The 16,424-nt window shown below is 68.8% G+C and carries 20 protein-coding genes; 17 read left to right on the top strand and 3 right to left on the bottom strand.

Going from position 1 to position 16,424, the window contains the following annotated elements; genetic code table 11:
• Positions 1 to 20 precede the first annotated feature (20 nt).
• The 11 genes from MW290_RS24680 (at position 21) to MW290_RS24630 (ending at position 7,952) form a co-directional block, all read left to right on the top strand.
• On the top strand, positions 21 to 425 hold the full coding sequence (locus tag MW290_RS24680; protein ID WP_250196995.1) for an NlpC/P60 family protein: 405 nt from the start codon (positions 21 to 23) through the stop codon (positions 423 to 425).
• Entirely contained in the window at positions 419 to 2,866 is a 2,448-nt protein-coding gene (locus MW290_RS24675) for a host specificity factor TipJ family phage tail protein (RefSeq protein ID WP_250196994.1), read from the top strand. The genes MW290_RS24680 and MW290_RS24675 overlap by 7 nt, the downstream gene beginning before the upstream one ends.
• Positions 2,863 to 4,803 (top strand): hypothetical protein, encoded by a 1,941-nt coding sequence (locus tag MW290_RS24670; protein WP_250196993.1) that lies wholly within the window; start codon positions 2,863 to 2,865, stop codon positions 4,801 to 4,803. Before MW290_RS24675 ends, MW290_RS24670 begins: the two co-directional genes overlap by 4 nt.
• A gap of 146 nt (positions 4,804 to 4,949) precedes the next feature.
• The gene (locus MW290_RS24665) at positions 4,950 to 5,321 is read left to right on the top strand and encodes a hypothetical protein (RefSeq protein WP_250196992.1); all 372 of its coding nucleotides are present in this window, start codon (positions 4,950 to 4,952) and stop codon (positions 5,319 to 5,321) included.
• On the top strand, positions 5,314 to 5,661 hold the full coding sequence (locus tag MW290_RS24660; protein WP_250196991.1) for a hypothetical protein: 348 nt from the start codon (positions 5,314 to 5,316) through the stop codon (positions 5,659 to 5,661). The genes MW290_RS24665 and MW290_RS24660 overlap by 8 nt, the downstream gene beginning before the upstream one ends.
• Positions 5,661 to 5,990, top strand: coding sequence for a hypothetical protein (locus tag MW290_RS24655; protein ID WP_250196990.1), 330 nt, complete (start codon positions 5,661 to 5,663; stop codon positions 5,988 to 5,990). The genes MW290_RS24660 and MW290_RS24655 overlap by 1 nt, the downstream gene beginning before the upstream one ends.
• Positions 5,991 to 6,070: 80 nt before the next feature.
• Positions 6,071 to 6,559: a glycoside hydrolase family 19 protein gene (locus tag MW290_RS24650; protein ID WP_250196989.1), complete on the top strand. Its 489-nt coding sequence runs from the start codon at positions 6,071 to 6,073 to the stop codon at positions 6,557 to 6,559.
• Positions 6,556 to 7,065, top strand: a complete 510-nt coding sequence (locus tag MW290_RS24645) for a DUF2514 family protein (RefSeq protein ID WP_250196988.1) — start codon at positions 6,556 to 6,558, stop codon at positions 7,063 to 7,065. Before MW290_RS24650 ends, MW290_RS24645 begins: the two co-directional genes overlap by 4 nt.
• A 2-nt stretch (positions 7,066 to 7,067) precedes the next feature.
• Entirely contained in the window at positions 7,068 to 7,445 is a 378-nt protein-coding gene (locus MW290_RS24640; protein WP_250196987.1) for a ubiquitination-like system serine protease family protein, read from the top strand.
• A 7-nt stretch (positions 7,446 to 7,452) separates the two neighbouring features.
• Positions 7,453 to 7,617, top strand: a complete 165-nt coding sequence (locus MW290_RS24635) for a hypothetical protein (RefSeq protein ID WP_250196986.1) — start codon at positions 7,453 to 7,455, stop codon at positions 7,615 to 7,617.
• Positions 7,608 to 7,952: a hypothetical protein gene (locus MW290_RS24630; RefSeq protein WP_250196985.1), complete on the top strand. Its 345-nt coding sequence runs from the start codon at positions 7,608 to 7,610 to the stop codon at positions 7,950 to 7,952. Before MW290_RS24635 ends, MW290_RS24630 begins: the two co-directional genes overlap by 10 nt.
• A 183-nt stretch (positions 7,953 to 8,135) precedes the next feature.
• Here the strand turns inward: MW290_RS24630 and MW290_RS24625 are convergent, their stop codons facing one another.
• The gene (locus MW290_RS24625; protein ID WP_250196984.1) at positions 8,136 to 8,366 is read right to left on the bottom strand and encodes a hypothetical protein; all 231 of its coding nucleotides are present in this window, start codon (positions 8,364 to 8,366) and stop codon (positions 8,136 to 8,138) included.
• Between MW290_RS24625 and MW290_RS24620 the strand changes: the two genes are divergently transcribed.
• The 6 genes from MW290_RS24620 to MW290_RS33185 all read left to right on the top strand — a co-directional run bounded on the left by MW290_RS24620 (position 8,365) and on the right by MW290_RS33185 (position 14,747).
• Positions 8,365 to 9,606 carry a GAF domain-containing protein gene (locus MW290_RS24620; protein WP_250196983.1) on the top strand — a complete coding sequence of 414 codons (1,242 nt, stop codon included), beginning with the start codon at positions 8,365 to 8,367 and terminating at the stop codon, positions 9,604 to 9,606. The two genes, MW290_RS24625 and MW290_RS24620, sit on opposite strands and share 2 nt — an antisense overlap.
• 85 nt (positions 9,607 to 9,691) lie before the next feature.
• Positions 9,692 to 11,203 carry an aldehyde dehydrogenase family protein gene (locus MW290_RS24615; RefSeq protein ID WP_250196982.1) on the top strand — a complete coding sequence of 504 codons (1,512 nt, stop codon included), beginning with the start codon at positions 9,692 to 9,694 and terminating at the stop codon, positions 11,201 to 11,203.
• Positions 11,204 to 11,245: 42 nt separating this feature from the next.
• Positions 11,246 to 12,127 carry a transporter gene (locus MW290_RS24610; RefSeq protein ID WP_250196981.1) on the top strand — a complete coding sequence of 294 codons (882 nt, stop codon included), beginning with the start codon at positions 11,246 to 11,248 and terminating at the stop codon, positions 12,125 to 12,127.
• Positions 12,128 to 12,144: 17 nt separating this feature from the next.
• Complete coding sequence (locus tag MW290_RS24605) at positions 12,145 to 14,241, top strand: PQQ-dependent dehydrogenase, methanol/ethanol family (RefSeq protein ID WP_250196980.1); 2,097 nt, start codon at positions 12,145 to 12,147, stop codon at positions 14,239 to 14,241.
• A gap of 43 nt (positions 14,242 to 14,284) precedes the next feature.
• Positions 14,285 to 14,560 (top strand): AbrB/MazE/SpoVT family DNA-binding domain-containing protein, encoded by a 276-nt coding sequence (locus MW290_RS24600; protein WP_250196979.1) that lies wholly within the window; start codon positions 14,285 to 14,287, stop codon positions 14,558 to 14,560.
• A 91-nt stretch (positions 14,561 to 14,651) separates the two neighbouring features.
• Entirely contained in the window at positions 14,652 to 14,747 is a 96-nt protein-coding gene (locus tag MW290_RS33185) for a hypothetical protein (protein WP_310740126.1), read from the top strand.
• 6 nt (positions 14,748 to 14,753) lie between these two features.
• Here MW290_RS33185 and MW290_RS24595 read toward each other — a convergent pair whose 3' ends face one another.
• Positions 14,754 to 15,245 carry a flavodoxin family protein gene (locus tag MW290_RS24595; RefSeq protein WP_250196978.1) on the bottom strand — a complete coding sequence of 164 codons (492 nt, stop codon included), beginning with the start codon at positions 15,243 to 15,245 and terminating at the stop codon, positions 14,754 to 14,756.
• Positions 15,246 to 15,267: 22 nt separating this feature from the next.
• Positions 15,268 to 16,383 (bottom strand): 3-deoxy-7-phosphoheptulonate synthase, encoded by a 1,116-nt coding sequence (locus MW290_RS24590; protein WP_250196977.1) that lies wholly within the window; start codon positions 16,381 to 16,383, stop codon positions 15,268 to 15,270.
• Between the last annotated feature and the right edge of the window lie 41 nt (positions 16,384 to 16,424).

Here is a 16,424-nt window from a genome sequence, read left to right as displayed (position 1 = left end):
CGTTCCTAGCATGCCCGGGGGTGGAACAACACCTTCTCTCGCCTGACGAGTTCGTCCGCCGCATCGTCGGCACGCCCTGGTGCCGGTGGCGTGCCGACTGGGAGGCGGTTGACTGCTACGGCTTGATCGTGCTCTGGCACCGTGAGGTGCTGAGCCTGGACCTCGGCCCTGTCCCTCAGTGCGACATTGCGGAGGGCTTCGCGTCCGCCACCGGCTGGACCGAGTGCGAGTTGCAGGCTGGCGCCACGTGCTTCATGGCCTGGCGTGAAGGTGCGCCAACGCACTGCGGGGTGGTTCTTGACGGCGCCAGGGTGCTGCACGCCGAGGGATCGGTCGACCACCCGGGCAACGTGAGGGTCTCGCGCCTCTCGGCTGTTGAGCGCGTCTATGGCGCTCTGCGGTTCTACCGGTACGCGGCATGCTGACGGTGCTCACAGATCCGGCCGGAATCACCGGCCGCCAGCGCTACCCTTGGGACTTCGGCGCCAGCCTGCACGAAAACATCGCGCGGCATATCCCCGCAGGCGCTGACTGCGAGCTGCGCATCAACGGGCTGCCCGTGGACCCGCTCACAGACCCACGGCTGGACCTGCCGCCCAACCCATCTGACTTCGTGATGGTGCTCCGCAGGCCGGAGGGCTTTGACCCCATCACCTGGGCCTACATCGCCATCGCTGCGGTAGCGGTCGCGTCGTACGCGTTGATGCCCAAGATCCCGGGCAGCACGACGTCCAAGGACTCGCCGAACAACAGTCTTACCGGTCAGAGCAACGTCGCTCGGGCCTACCAAGCGATCCCCGATGTCTATGGCTATCGGCGCTGCTGGCCAGACCTGATCCAGCCTTCCACTGTCGAGTACATCGACCACCTCAAGTACGTGTCCGAATGGCTGTGCGTCAGCCGCGGCGTCGGGGACATCACCGAAGTGCAGTACGCCGAAACGCCCATTGGCGACATCGATGGCGCGAGCTACGAGGTCTTCGAGCCGGCGCCTGGCCCAGGCTACCCCGAGTTGCGCCAGACCACCATCTCGGACGTCATTGAGACCTTCGCCAGCGAGGAAGTCAACGGACAAGAGCTGCCCTACGCTGAGCCTTTCGCTGACGTGACGGCCACCGGCAGCTTCTCTGCGGCCACGGGCGCCACCTCGTTCACGGTGGTCATTCCAGACAGCCCTGCGCTGGATGACCTCAAGTCGCTTGTGCCGAGCGGCACTGCGCGCGTGCTGTTCAGCTATGGCTCGGGCCCGACTGAGTTCGATGAGGCATGCGGGGTGCTGAGCGCCGTGGTTGCCGCCGGCTCTTGCACGCTCACCCTTTCAAGCAGTGCCTGGGTCTCAGACACCGCCGCCAGTGGAATCGAGTTCAGCCTACGGCCCAACGGCAGCTCGAAGACCACACTGGGGCCCTTCACGCTCCCGCTGGCCAGTGACCGCATCCGCTGGAACACGATCTTCCTGCGCGGCCTGAAGGGAAGCGTCGACGTGCGCGCGGAGTGGTGGCAGATTGACGGCGCTGGCGACGAGATCTCCGGGACGCGTCAGACCCGGGCCGACACCTACAGCGCGGACACCTACGACAGCCGGTACTGGACCACCGAGGTGACGCCCACGGCCGGCTACGGCCGGTACCGGGTGCAGTTCACTCGGCTGTCTGGCCAGGTCAACAGCGGTGGGGCGGACGTGGCCAAGCTCGAAGAGCTGTACGCAGTCAGGCACTACGCGACGAAGGTCCTGCCAGGCGTCACCGTCATCCGCGTGACGACCAAGGCCACGAATGAAGCAACGGGGTACAGCGATCGAAAGTTCAATCTCCGTTGGCAGCGGCGCGTGCGCAGGCTGGACGATGACGCCTTGAGCGCGTCGCGCAACTTCGCCCGAGCGATGGCGCACGTGTGGACGATCGCGGGCAACCCCATCAGCGGGCTGGATGTTGCAGCGTTCGCCGCGATCAACCAGCAGCTGGGCGAGGACTCGCCGCTGCTGCGATTCGACGGCAGCCTGGACGACGCCGACATGAGCCTCGGCGAGCGGCTGCAGACCATTGCCAACACCGCGCGCTGCGTTGTGTGGCGCGATGGCCTGCGCTGGACCATGACACGCGACCAGGCCAGGCCCTACCCGGAACTGCAGTTGGACTACCGCAACCTTGCTCCCGGCGGCGAGTCGGCGGTGAGCTACGCCGCTCACCTGCCGGCGAGCAATGACGGCGTGGAGGTCGAGTATGTCGATGAAGCGGAGCAGTCGAAGAAGGCCTACATCCGATTGAGCATCTCGACCGGCGCCCCTGTCGAAGGCGTCGTTGAGAACCCGCTCAAGGTGAAGTTGCCTGGATGCACCACCCAGGCCCAGGCCCTGAATCGAGCACGCCTGGAAGCGCGGAGATTGCTGTACCAGCGCACGAGCATGCAGGACACGGCCTTGGCCGATGCCGGCGCCCTGGGCCTGGGCAGCCTGATCCGTTGGATCGATCCGAACGACTTCGGGGGTGACGAGGGGCAGCTGCAGGCCGGCGAGGTGCTGGCCATCGCAGGCGACGTGATCACTACCAGCGAGCCGCTGGACTGGAAGGGCCAGCCCAGTGGGCGAGTCCTGTTCACCGGCGCCGATGGGCGCCACCTGGGCGCACCGGTGCTTTGCTACCCATCGGGCCCAAACGTCCGGCTCGCGACCGTACCGGCCGGCCTGTACGTCGCTGGCGGCGACCGCCAGCTCGGCAGCCGATACGCGTTCGCTGTGGGCCTCACGCCGGACGAGCTTGAGGCCGCCGGCCTATTCACCGTCACCGAGCTGAAGCCAACGTCCAACGGATCTGTCTCCATAGCATGCGCTGAGTACGACGAGCGCATCTATCAGGACGACGAATGACCATCCCCACCAACAAGCCGGTGCCCAGCAGCGATCCGCGCGACCTGCTGTTCAACGCCGAGAAGTTGGACGAGGTGGTCAGCAGCTCCGCTGACACATACACCGACCGATTCGGGGTATTGCGACGCACGCTGGCTGGCATCAAGAACCTGGTTGTTCAGGCCATCGACATCGTCTTGGCTGGCGCGGGGTACGTCGGCTATACCGTCGTGACCGGGGACGGCGTCGCGGACAACAGCACCGACATCGCCGCGGCGGACCTTCTCGGGCGACCAATCATGTTCAGTGGGCTCATCGTTGTCGCGTCGCCGACGACGATCACGTCACCCATCGTGGACACGAGCCGGCAGATCTTTGTCGAAGGCGCACAGGTGACCATAGCAAACGGACGCCCGGTCCGGCCTGAGTGGTTCGGTTCTGATGCGGCCGCGCTTGACAGGGCGGCTCGGTCACTATCTGGTGGCGGAACGGTGCAGCTGTCCGCCGCGTCCTATGGCCCGTGCGGCCACACCTACGGGGCGTCGGGGGCAGGCTCCGGTAAGTACTTGGGCATCGACAACCTGCGCATCGTCGGCGCCGGCATGCCGCGTCTGTCCGACGACTGCAAGAGCCTGGTCGGCGGGTCGATCATCAAGGGCACGTTCTGGCTCTACGCCAACAACATCGAGCTGCGGGATGTTGGCGTTGACTGTGGGCTGACCGTCACCGACGCGCTGTATGCAGGCGGCCCGGCAGATGCGCTCATGATCAGCTACCCGGACACTGACGCAAAGGCTGCCGCAGCGCTTCGGCGCGGCGTCAAGCTGCACAACGTCATCGGCTTGGCCCGGTCCCCCGACGCCCTGTGCCACGCGGTAATCGCTGGCGAGGGTGTGGTCGAAGTGGTTACCTCCGGTGATGTTGTCGGTTGCATGGGCCTGCACGGCGTGGTCATCAAGGCCTCCAGCATCCGCGCCGATCAGCTCACCGCCTATTGCAACAACGGCGAGGGCGTGATCATCAAGTCGGACGCCCAAGCCACCGCGGTCAGCTCCGATGTGCAGATTGATCGCGTCACCGTTCGCGGCGAGGGCCCGTTCCGCGCCTCACCGCACGCTGTGGCCACCGCTGGCGACAGCCTGCAGTTCTTCGCGCTTGGCGGCGCCATCGACAAAGTGCAGATCGGTGAGGCAATCTTGAGCGGCCATCCGAAGGGCCTGCGCGCGCTGTTCGGCGGCAACTACACCATCCGCGGTGTGCGCATCGGGCGGCTGTCCATCGATCAGTACTCGGTCTCAGGCACCCGGCAGGCGATCGACATATCGGCGTCCGGTTCTCAGTACGTGCGGGGCTGGTCGATCGGGAGCATCGAGGCGCGCAATACGGATGTCGGCCTGCTCACCGACTTCGTGCAAGACAGCAACACGCAGAACCACGTGTCGATCGGCCACCTGGAGGTGACGAACGCCACGCGAGCCGCGGATGTCGGATCGCAGAGCTACGTGAACATCGGGGCGGTGGTCGCCAACGGCTGCAGCGATGCGGTCTACAAGATCACTGGCTCGCCACTCCTGAAGGTCGGCACATTGTCCAAGGACGTGGCCACCCCCGCGGTCTACAGCACCAGCGGCGGCGGGCTGGTGCCGGCGCTGTCCAACGGCTGGACCGTGGTGGCCGGTGGCGATGCTTTCGGTGTGGACCTGCTGGGCGGCAAGGTGTCGCTGCGGGGCTTGGTCAAGCCCGGCACCGGCAGCACGCTGACCACCTTGCCGCGCTGGGCCTGGCCGCCGGCAGCCAAGCGGCTCAGCGCCCGCGGGCGGGCCGGCAGCGCTGAAGCCTCTGTCCCGCTGCTCATCAGCACCGCCGGTGTGGTGAGCGTCAACGAAGCGGCGGGCGGCACCGCCAACTGCACCGACTGGCTTTCGCTGGCCGGGATTGAGTATGACCTTCAGGGGTAAGCCATGCTGACTGCATCTCTCTGCATCCTGTCCGCCCTTGCAGGCGGCGGTGTCGTGGCCTGGCGCCTGCGCGGCGACCGGACGCTGATGGAGGCGGCTCGGGCCGTGATCCGGGGCGGTGGCGGTCCTGGCCCGAGGCAGCCGAAGTGAGCGCGATCCTGCTGCTGGTCGGCGTGTGGTGGGCGCATTACGCCTACTACCGTTGGCCTGGCGCGGCCGATCAGCAGTGGGCGCACTACATCGGCTCGCATGCGCTTCTGGTGCTGGCCCTGGTGCTGCTGGTCCCACAAGCTGCCCGCTCGCGCTGGGCGGTTTCGGCGGTCATCGGTCCCATCGCCTGCTGGTGGGGCGCCATCGAATCTGCGCAGGCCGCGGTGTGCGGCTACATGCAGTGGGGCACCTTGCCGGACGCTGACCTGTGCGTGTCGGCGCTGGGCGTGTGGCCCTACGCGCTGGCCGCCGCTCTGTCCATCGCCACGCTCGTCGTGGCCCACGTCTGGAGGCGCCGTCATGGCTGAGCCACACGCAACTGGCGGCGCGGCGCTGCTGGTCGTCGCAACCGCGGCACTCGGTCCCATCGCGGGCGAGTGGACGTTGATCCTGGTCGGCGGCTTCCTCGGCGGATGCCTGGCTGCCACCTCGGCAGAGACGGCCGGCCTGCGGGCTGCAGTCACGGTGCTGGCGCGCGGCATGGTGGCGGCCACCCTGTTCACGAGCGTTGCGGCTGTCACCGCGGCATCGCTCACGTCCATGTCGGTGGACGCGCTGCTGCTGCCGGTTAGCGGCGCGATGGCTTGGCAGTTCGACAGGCTCAAGGATCTGGCCCTGGGCTTTCTGGGCCGGCGCGGGGGTGCGTGATGGACTGGATCAACATCCTGTTGGGCGCCGGGATCATCTGGACGTGCCTCTGCCGCATCAAGCGCATGAGCGCGGCGAGCACGCTGGCCACGGTCCGCTACTCCGTGTCGCTGCTGGCCGCCGCCGGCCTGGTGCTGATCCTGTCCGCCACCGTGCGCCCGCACTGGCACGACGCGGCCCTGACGTTCCTGGCGCTGGCCATGCTGTGCGTTCAGGCGAGCACGTCGCGCCTGTGGCGTGACAGGGTGCCCGAGTCGTTCAGCAGGCCCACGCCGCTGGATGCCATCGACTCGGACTGGATGACCCATGTCAGCGGGGGAAAGCGATGATCACCAGCACCCAACTGGCCCAGTGCTGCGACTGCAGCGTAGCCCGCGCAGAGACGTGGGTCGAGCCGCTCAATGTGTCGATGCAGCTGTTCGGAATCGACACGCCAGCGCGACGTGCTGCTTTCCTGGCCCAAATCGGACATGAGTCCGGCCGGCTGCGCTATGTGCGCGAGCTGTGGGGCCCGACGCCTGCACAGGCTCGCTACGAGGGCCGCGCCGACCTGGGCAACACGCAGCCCGGCGACGGCTTCCGGTACAGGGGCCGGGGCCTGATCCAGACCACGGGCCGAGCGAACTACGCCGGCACGCGCGATGGCCTGCGGCGCGTGGCGCCTGGCGCCCCTGACTTTGAGGCCGAGCCCGAGGCGCTTGAGCAGCCGCGCTGGGCCGCCATGTCCGCCGCCTGGTTCTGGCAGTCGCGCGGGCTGAACACGCTGGCCGATGCAGGCGACTTCTTCAGGATCAGCGCGCGCATCAACGGCATCAACCGCGCCACCGGGGAGCCGAACGGCATGGAAGACCGCCGCAAGCTGTGGGCCGGCGCCAAGGCTGCGCTGGGTGTCGCATGACCCCGCTGCGCTACGCCGCCGCCGGCGTGCTGGTGGTGCTGCTGGGCCTGCTGGCCGTGCAGACCGGGCGCCTGCAGCGCGCAGAGACCGCCATCCAAGCCGAGCGCGCCGGCCGTGCACAGGACAAGGCAACCGCCGCCGTGGCCGCGGCATCCGCCGTCATGGCTGCCCGGGCCGAGGAACAGCGGCGCACCGCCGCGATGCAGGAGACCGTCGATGTTGCTCAAGAACAGATCGCGGCTGCGCGCCGTGACGCCCGCGCTGCTGATGGTGCTGCTGACCGGCTGCGCCAGCACGTCGCAGCCCTTGCCTCCCGTTGTGGTGGCCCCGCCAGCGATCCCGCCGCTGCCGCGGGAAGCGCGCCAGCCGCCGGTGCCGGCCTGGTGCTCGCCGACCTGTTCAGTAGGGCTGACGAGCGCGCGGGACAGCTGGCTGAGTACGCCGATCAAGCTCGGATCGCCGGCCAGGCCTGCGAGCGCGCCTACCAAGCCCTGACGAAGGAGTGATCGTGGGACTGCTTTCACCCATCCTGCGGAACGTGGAAGGCGGCGGCCTCATGTGGTGGTGCCCGGGTTGCGATGGCCCCCACTGCATCCAGACCGGCGAAGGCCCCGGCCCGCGCTGGGGCTGGAACGGCGACGCCCTGCGCCCCACGTTCACGCCCAGCGTTCTCGTGCAGGGGGTCGGCCTGACGCCTGCCGGCCAAGCCCAGGCTGACGCATGGTTTGAGGCCGGATGCCCGCAGCCGGCGCCCAAGTTCGAGAACCAGGCGACCGTGTGCCACAGCTTCGTGACCGACGGGCAGATGCAGATGCTGTCCGACTGCACGCACGCCCTGGCCGGCCAGACCGTGCCTATCCCGCCGTGGCAGCCAGACGCCGACTGAGGTAGCCATGCCCTGCGCGCTCTGCGGTTCCTGGGAGTACAACCGGTCGTCGTGCTCGCTGGAGCGCGGCCTGAAGCGCGCAGACGACCTGCTGAACCTGATCGAACTGGGCGAGGCCCTCGACGCCCCGCCGGACCTGCCGCCAGACCGCCAGGAGGAACCATGCCCATGATCCGGCACGAGGTCACCACCTCGATCCTGCGGTTCTACGAACGGGAGAGCAGCGCCAGCACGCCGCCGTTCGACGCCACATGCGTGGTGCAGTGGGAGACGCCCCGCATCGTGTGGCTCAAGGCGTTCCACGGCCGGCTGACGCGCTCGCTGCTGCGCTGCTTGCTGGAGTGGCTGGCCGAGAGCGGTATTCACACCGTGAAGGCGTACCGCGATGCGGCCCACCACCTGCCGTTCGGCCGGCTGCAGGACGACGGGTCTACGGTGATCGACGTGGCCGACCTGGTGGACCGCTTCACGCGGCGCACGGCCAGCACCTGGGGCGACCTGACGTGATGCCTGACCGCGAGGCCGTGCGGCTTGAGACTGAGGCTGCGGCGCGCGAGGGCAGGGCGTTCTGCCCCTGGGATGCCTGGGCGGTGCACCGGGCGGCGCTGCTGGCCGAGATGTGGGCGGCGCGAGGCTTCTAACCGCCAGCGCGCGCCCCGGGGGCTTTGCGATGATCCAAGGCCGCCGCGGTTAGAGCGGATCGGCCTGCGCGCCGCGCCGTTGCTCGATTTCCGCCGTGCTTTGGGAGCAGTAGGTCGCACGTTCGAATCGTGTCGCCCCGACCATCTGGATCAAGTTGGCAGTGAGCCGCCCTTGCAGGCGGCTCTTTTGTTTCCAGCCATCCACTTCGCGGGGTTTGCCCCGACTCGACAAGCCCCCGGTGGCCTCGGCACAGTGCGTCCCGTCCTTGGGAGTCGACATGCCCGCGCCGTCCGTCCAGTTGCCTCGGCAGCTCTTCTTTGCCACGTCGGAAGACCGGCTGAGCCTGGCGCGTGAGCGCTTCTTCGAACGCGGCGAAAAGCCGCTGGGCCTGGTGGACGAAGCGGTGCTGCAGTCCTGGGGTCGTTGCCTGGCTTCGGGGCTGCGCACCCAGCAGCAACCGCATGCGCAGATGGTGCGCCCGGTGCGGCTGCATGCGGCGATGCGCCAGACCCGGCAGCTGCGCGAGGCCGCAGCGCCCGAGCTGCACCGCCTGGAAGCCACCATCGCCTTCACCGCCTCGCGCGTGATCCTCACCAGCCCCGACGGGGTGGTGGTGCATGTGACGCAACGCCCGCAAGGCGCCGAAGAGACGGTGCTGCCTGCGTTGGGGCGGGTGGGCATCGACTTGTCGGAAGACGCGGTGGGCACCACCGCGCCCGGCATCGTGGCCCGCACGGGCCGCGGCGTGTCGGTGCGCGGGGCCGAGCATTTCAGCGAGCATGTGGTGCGCACGCATTGCGCGGCCGCGCCCATCCACGACGTGCACGGCCAGCTGGCGGGCGTGCTGGACCTCACCATCGAAGGCAGCGGCTTCGGCTTCGATGCCTATGCGCTGGTGGCTTCGCACGCCTGCGCGATCGAGAACCGGCTGCTGCAGCTGCAGTCGCCCGAGCTGCTGGTGCTGTCGTTCCAGGCCGATCCGGCACTGCTGGGCACGCCGCTGGAAGCGCTGGTGGGCATCGATGGCGAGGGCCGGCTGCGCTGGGCCAATGCCATGGCGTTGCGACTGGGGCAGGCCGCCATCGGCCAGTCGGCCGAAGAGGTGTTCGGCCGCTCGGCGCAGTCGCTCCTCAGCTCGGTGCGCCAGCCCAGCCCGCAGCCGTTGACGCTGCCCAACGGGCTCACCCTGTGGTCGCGGGCGCAGCTGCGCCGCGGCGATGGTGCCGGCCCCTTGACCGGCGTGGCGCCCAGGCCGGCCGAGCCCGTGGCGGTGGTGGACATGCCATCGGCGCCGCAGGCCGATGCGGCTCCACAGGCAACGGCCACCACACCGACCACGCCCGCCACCCTCAAGGCCCAGCGCCGCCAGCAGATCCAGCGCACGCTGGACGAATGCGGCGGCAAGGTGGCCCGTGCCGCGCGGCTGCTGGGCGTTTCGCGCGGGCTCATCTACCGCACGCTGCGCGAGCCCGAAGACGCGCCGAGTGATCCAAACGGGAACACTTTGGCGGGCGGGTAACTCCCCGGTTCAGGAGCCTGAAGGCCCGTTCCTAGACTGCGTTGCGCTTGATTGGCGCAGCCCCCACGCCGTTGAGGAAGCCGACATGAACCTGTCCGATATTCACCACCTGCTTGCCCCGCGCGCCCAGGAATTCCTGCGCCGCGACACCCACCGGATGCTGATCGACGGCCGCTGGGTGGCGGCCGCCGAAGGCCGCACGCTGGACGTGCTCAACCCCGCCAATGAACAGTGCATCGCCCACGTGCCGCTGGCCGGCGCGGCCGATGTGGACGCCGCGGTGCAGGCCGCGCGCCGCGCGTTTGACGGCGGACCCTGGTCACGGCTGCGGCCGGCCGACCGCCAGCGCCTGCTGCTGCGCCTGGCCGATCTGCTGCACACCCATGCGCAGGCCGTGGCGCAGGTGGAGTCGCTGGACAACGGCAAGTCGGCCGCCATCGCCGAGGCGGTGGATGTGGCGATGTCGATCGACTACATCCGTTTCATGGCCGGCCAGGCCACGGCCATTGCCGGCATCACGCGCGATGCCTCCATTCCCTTCGCGCCGCCCTCGGCGCAGTTCGTCACCTTCACCCGGCGTGAAGCCGTGGGCGTGGTGGCGGCCATCGTGCCCTGGAACTTTCCGCTGCTGATGGCGGTGATGAAGCTGGCCCCGGCACTGGCCGCCGGCTGCAGCGTGGTGCTCAAGCCGGCCGAGCAGACGCCGCTCACCGCCCTGATGCTGGGTGAGTTGCTGATGGAGGCCGGCTTTCCGGACGGTGCCGTCAACATCGTGACGGGCGACGGCCCCGGCGCCGGTGCGCCGTTGACGGGCCATGCCGGCGTGGACAAGATCAGCTTCACCGGCTCCACCGAGACCGGCAAGCTGATCGGCCGCACCGCGATGGACCGGCTGGCCCGCGTGACGCTGGAGCTGGGCGGCAAGTCGCCGGTCATCGTGCTGGACGACTGCGACCCTGCGGCGGCCGCGGCCGGTGCGGCGCAGGCCATCTTCTTCAACCATGGGCAGGTGTGCTGCGCCGGCTCGCGCCTGTATGTGCAGCGCCGGATGTTCGACCGCGTGGTGGCCGACGTGGCGGCGATCGCCAAGCAGATGCCGCTCGGTCATGGCCTGGACCCGGCGGCGCAGATGGGCCCGCTGGTGTCGCAGGAGCAGCTCGACCGGGTCTGCGGCTACATCGAATCGGGCCGGCGCGAGGGCGCCGAGGTGCTCAGCGGCGGTCGGCGGGCCGGTGACAAGGGCTACTTCGTGCAGCCCACGGTGCTGACCAACGTGAACCATGCGCACCGCGTGGTGCAGGAGGAGATCTTCGGCCCGGTGCTCACCGCCATGCCGTACGACGACCTCGACGAAGTGGCACGCCAGGCCAACGACACGCCTTACGGTCTGGGCGCCAGCATCTGGTCCAACAACCTCACACGGGTGCACCAGCTCATTCCGCGGCTGCGTGCCGGCACGGTCTGGGTCAACTGCCACAGCATGCTCGACCCCGGCATGCCCTTCGGTGGCTACAAGCAGTCGGGCATCGGGCGCGACCTGGGCCGCGAGGCCATCGACGCCTACCTGGAGACCAAGTCGGTCTTCATCGCGACCTGAACCCGCCCCAGACCACAACAAGACTGCCTGAGGAGACAAGCCATGAACCTGCGCCTGAGAGCCACCGCCGCGGCCAGCTGCGCCTTGCTCGGCCTGGCCAGCGCACCCGCCCATGCCGTGGACGTGGATGCCGGCGACTACACCGCGTTGCCGGCCGGCACCACGCTGGGCCTGGCCTACTACCAGCATGCCGAGCGCAACCGGCTGTATGCCGGCGGCGACCGCGTGCCCATCGATGCCGGGCTGAGCTCCGACGTGGGCATCCTGCGGGTGGTGCACTTCATGAAGCTGGGCGGCATCACCATCGATCCGCAGTTCCTGCTGCCGGTGGCGCGGCTGCGCGCCAAGGACGACCTGTCGGCCCTGGGCAAAGACAGCGGCGTCGGCGACCTGATGCTGGCCGCCACCGCCTGGCTGATCAACGATCCGCAGACCAAGACCTATTTCGGCATCACGCCTTTTGTGTGGGTGCCCACGGGCGCCTACGACCGTGGCCAGGGCGTCAACGTCGGCGAGAACCGCTGGAAGTGGGCGCTGCAGGCTGGCTACATCCGGCCGCTGGGCCCGCAGCTCACACTGGATGCCGCCGCCGACGTGACCTGGCATGGCCGTAACGACGACTACGGCCCGGGCAGCCTCACGCTGCGCCAGAAGCCGGTGGTTCAGCTGCAGGGCTGGCTGCGCTGGCATGCCAGCGATGCGCTCGACTGGCGGCTGGGCCTGTCGCACACCGCGGGCGGCGAGCAGTCCATTGACGGCGAGTCGCAGCACAACCGCCTGGCCACCACGCGCTTTGCGCTGGGCGCGGGCTACTTCGTGGGACCCAGGACCCAGCTGCTGGCCACCGTGGGGCGCGACCTTCGCGTGCGCGAGGGCCTGCGTGAATCCGGCCGCGTGAACCTGCGCCTGCTGCAGATCTTCTGACTGAAAGAACCACCACCATGATGCAAGGACAAAACCTCTACCGCGCGCTGTGGCTGCTGTGCGGCGCGCTGGCGGCCCTGCCGGCCCAGGCGGCCGACAACGCCGTCCAGAAGCTCGACGGCGCCCGCATCCAGGCCAATGCCGCCACCACGCGCGACTGGCCCAGCTATGGGCTGGACTATGCCGAGACCCGCTTCAGCAAGCTCAAGCAGATCGACAGCGGCAACGTGAAGCGGCTGGGCCTGGCCTGGACCTACAACCTCGAATCCACCCGCGGCGTGGAGGCCACGCCGCTGGTGGTGGACGGGGTGATGTACGTCACCGCCTCCTGGAGCGTGGTGCATGCGGTGGACGTGCGCACCGGCCGGCGGCTGTGGACCTTCGATCCGCAGGTGGACCGTGCCAAGGGCTACAAGGGCTGCTGCGACGTGGTCAACCGCGGCGTGGCGCTGTGGAAGGGCAAGGTGTACGTGGGCGCCTTCGACGGTCGCCTGATCGCGCTGGACGCCGCCACCGGCCGCAAGGTGTGGGAGAAGGACACCATCGCCGATCCGAAGTTCTCGTACACCATCACCGGCGCGCCGCGGGTGTTCAAGGGCAAGGTCATCATCGGCAACGGCGGTGCCGAGTACGGTGCCCGCGGCTACATCACGGCCTACGACGCCGAGACCGGCGAGCAGAAGTGGCGCTGGTTCACCGTGCCGGGCGATCCGTCCAACCCGTTCGAGAACGAGGCCATGGCCGCCGCGGCCAAGACCTGGGATCCCAGCAGCCGCTATTGGGAAGCAGGCGGTGGCGGCACCGCGTGGGACACGCTCACCTTCGACCCCGAGCTGAACCTGATGTACGTGGGCGTCGGCAACGGCTCGCCCTGGTCGGCCCGCAAGCGCAGCCCGGCGGGCGGCGACAACCTGTACCTGGCTTCCATCGTGGCGCTGGACCCGGACACCGGCACCTACAAGTGGCACTACCAGGAAACGCCGGGTGACAACTGGGACTACACCTCCACCCAGCCGATGATCCTGGCCGACATCCGCATCGACGGCAAGCCGCGCAAGGTCATCCTGCATGCGCCCAAGAACGGTTTCTTCTTCGTCATCGACCGCACCAACGGGCAGTTCATCTCGGCGCAGAACTTCGTGCCGGTGAACTGGGCCAGCGGCTACGACAAGAACGGCCGCCCGATCGAGACCGAGATGGCGCGGGTGAAGGACAAGCCGTTCGACGCCATTCCCGGACCCTTCGGCGCGCACAACTGGCACCCCATGTCCTACAACCCGCAGACGGGCCTGGTGTATCTGCCGGCGCAGAACGTGCCCTTCAACCTGATGGACGACAAGGACTGGCGCTTCAACGGCAACCAGCCCGGCGAGCCGATGGCCGGCCTGGGCTGGAACACGGCCATGCGCGCCAACGTGGAAGCGCCCAAGAGCCAGCCCTTCGGCCGTCTGCTGGCCTGGGACCCGGTGCAGCAGAAGGAGGTGTGGCGCAAGGAGCATGTCTCGCCGTGGAACGGCGGCACGCTGACCACCGCCGGCAACCTGGTGTTCCAGGGCACGGCCGATGGACGCTTCATCGCCTACGACGCACGCAACGGGCAGGAGTTGTGGCAGACCAACGTGGGTACCGGCATCGTCGCGGCCCCGGCCACCTACGAGGTGGATGGCAAGCAGTACGTGTCCATCGCGGTGGGTTGGGGCGGGGTGTATGGCCTGGCCCAGCGCGCCACCAACAACCGCCCCGGCCCGGGCACGGTGTACACCTTCGTGCTCGACGGCAAGGCGCCCGCACCGGCCCAGGTGGCGCAGCAGGCGCAGGCGCTGGTCAAGGGCGTGCCCTACGATCCCAAGGACGTGCCCGCCGGCACGCTGCTGTACGTCAACAACTGCGTGTTTTGCCACGGAGTGCCGGGGGTGGACCGCGGCGGCAACATCCCGAACCTCGGCTACATGGATGCCGCCTACATCCAGAACCTGCAGAACTTCGTGTTCAAGGGTCCGGCCACCAGCCGCGGCATGCCCGATTTCACCGGCAAGATCACCAGCGAGGACGTGGACAAGATCAAGGCCTTCATCCAGGGCACGGCGGATGCGGTGAGGCCGGCGGCGAAGTAGGGGGCTTGGTCCCACTTGACGCGGTGGCCATCAGCGTGATGACATGGTCGCCAATATGCGCGCCATCCACGTCACGCTTCGGTCCATAGGCAACAGCAAGGGCGTGGCGCTGCCTCAGTCCGTCCTGGCGCAGGCCGACCTGCACGACGCCACCCATGCCGAGTTGACGGTCGAGAACGGCGTCATCTGTTTGCGCAAGGTCACCAAGCCCAGCCGAGCCGGCTGGGCCGAGGCCGCGAAGAAGATCGCTGCTGCAGGCGGTGACGAGCTGGTCTTGAGCGAGTTTGGCATCGGCGAAGCTGCGCGCAACGACTGGTGAGGTAGGGATACATCTCGATCGCGTGTCGTGGTCTCGCCCATGACCTCGAAGGGGTTCAAAGCACCTTTTCCTGCTGGACCAGATACGGGCGGTGGACAAGGTACGTCTCTCCTCGAAGGCTGGCGCGGTGTCTGCGAAGACGCTGGGCAACGTGCTGTTGACGCTGCGGACCATGTTCGAGGAGTAGGTCCGCTCAGAACACCCCCATCCCCAAGCCCACCGCCAGCGCCTGCCCCAGCTCGCGGCAGCGGGCCAGGTCTTCGGGCGCCAGCACCTTGGGCGCCAGGATGGCCTCCGGCGTCTGCGCGTGGGTGCAGACGATCAGCGGCGGTGCGGCCTGCTTCAGCCGCCAGCCGGTGGCGATGCGCTCGATCTGGCGGGCGGCGCTGCTGCCATCGCTGCCGGCGCACACCATCGCCGCATAGGGCCGGCCTTCGATGCGGCCCAACGCGGGGTAGTAGCAGCGGTCGAAGAAGTCCTTCATCAGGCCGCTGATGGCGGCCAGGTTCTCCGGCGTGGCAAACAGGTAGCCATCGGCGGCCAGTACGTCGTCGGGCCCGGCTTGCCGGGCATGCAGCCAGCGCACCTGCACCGTCGGTTCGGTGCGTGCGCCGGCGGCCGCGGCGCCGGCCATCTGGCGGGTGCCGCCGGTGATGGAATGGTGGACGATCAGCAGCGTCTTCAAGCGGCGTGGCCGTGGGGCTGGCTCAGGCCGGCCGCGTGCGGCGCACGCGCACCGCGTCGGCCAGGGCGCGCAGCACCGGCGCCGTCTGCGCCCAGCTGATGCAGGCGTCGGTGACCGACACACCCGGCTGCAGCGGCACGCCGGGGCGGATGTCCTGGCGGCCTTCTTCCAGGTGGCTTTCGATCATCAGCCCGGTGATGCGCTTCTCGCCATCGGCGACGCGGCGCGCCACGTCCTCGGCCACCTCGATCTGCCGCGCATGCTGCTTGCGCGAGTTGGCATGCGAGCAATCCACCATCAGCTGCTCGCGCAGGCCGGCCTTGCGCAGCACCGCGCAGGCGGCGTCGATGTGCTCGGCGCTGTAGTTGGGGCCGCTGTTGCCGCCGCGCAGGATGACGTGCGTGTCGGGGTTGCCGCGGGTCTCGAAGATCGCGGTCTGGCCCATCTTGGTCATGCCCATGAAGGCATGCGGCGCGGCCGCGGCCACCATCGCATCCACCGCCACCTGCACGCCGCCATCGGTGCCGTTCTTGAAGCCGATCGGGCAGCTGGAGCCCGAGGCCAGCTGCCGGTGGCTCTGGCTCTCGGTGGTGCGTGCGCCGATGGCCCCCCAGGCGATCAGGTCGGCCACATACTGCGGGCTCAGCAGGTCCAGGAACTCGGTGGCGGTGGGCAGGCCCATCGCGCCGATGTGCAGCAGCAGCTCGCGCGCACGGCGCAGGCCTTCGTTGATGCGGAAGCTGCCGTCCAGCCGCGGGTCGTTGATGTAGCCCTTCCAGCCGACGGTGGTGCGGGGCTTTTCGAAGTACACGCGCATCACCAGCACCAGCGCGTCTTCCAGCTCCGCCTGGATCGACTTCAACCGCTGCGCGTAAGCCATGGCCTGGTCGTGGTCGTGGATGGAGCAGGGGCCGACCACCACCACCAGCCGGTCGTCGCGGCCGTGCAGCACGTTGGCGATCTGGCGCCGGCTGCGCTCCACCAGCAGCTGCAGCTCGGGCGTGACGGGCAGCTCGTCCAGCAGCAGTGCGGGCGAGATCAGCGGGCGGACGGCGGAGATGCGGACGTCGTCGATGCGGGTGGTGTCCTGCGTCGAGGTCTCGCGGTCGTTCTGAAGGGCGTCAAGGGGCGTAGTCATGCCGAATTCTGGCACCCGGCCCCCGGGCGGGGACGGGGGCC

Origin of the sequence: Aquincola tertiaricarbonis, assembly GCF_023573145.1 — a bacterium.
In the GTDB taxonomy this organism is placed as follows: domain Bacteria; phylum Pseudomonadota; class Gammaproteobacteria; order Burkholderiales; family Burkholderiaceae_C; genus Aquincola; species Aquincola tertiaricarbonis_B.
The sequence above is the reverse complement of the archived record's forward strand: the minus strand, read 5'-3'. Positions and strand labels throughout refer to the sequence as shown.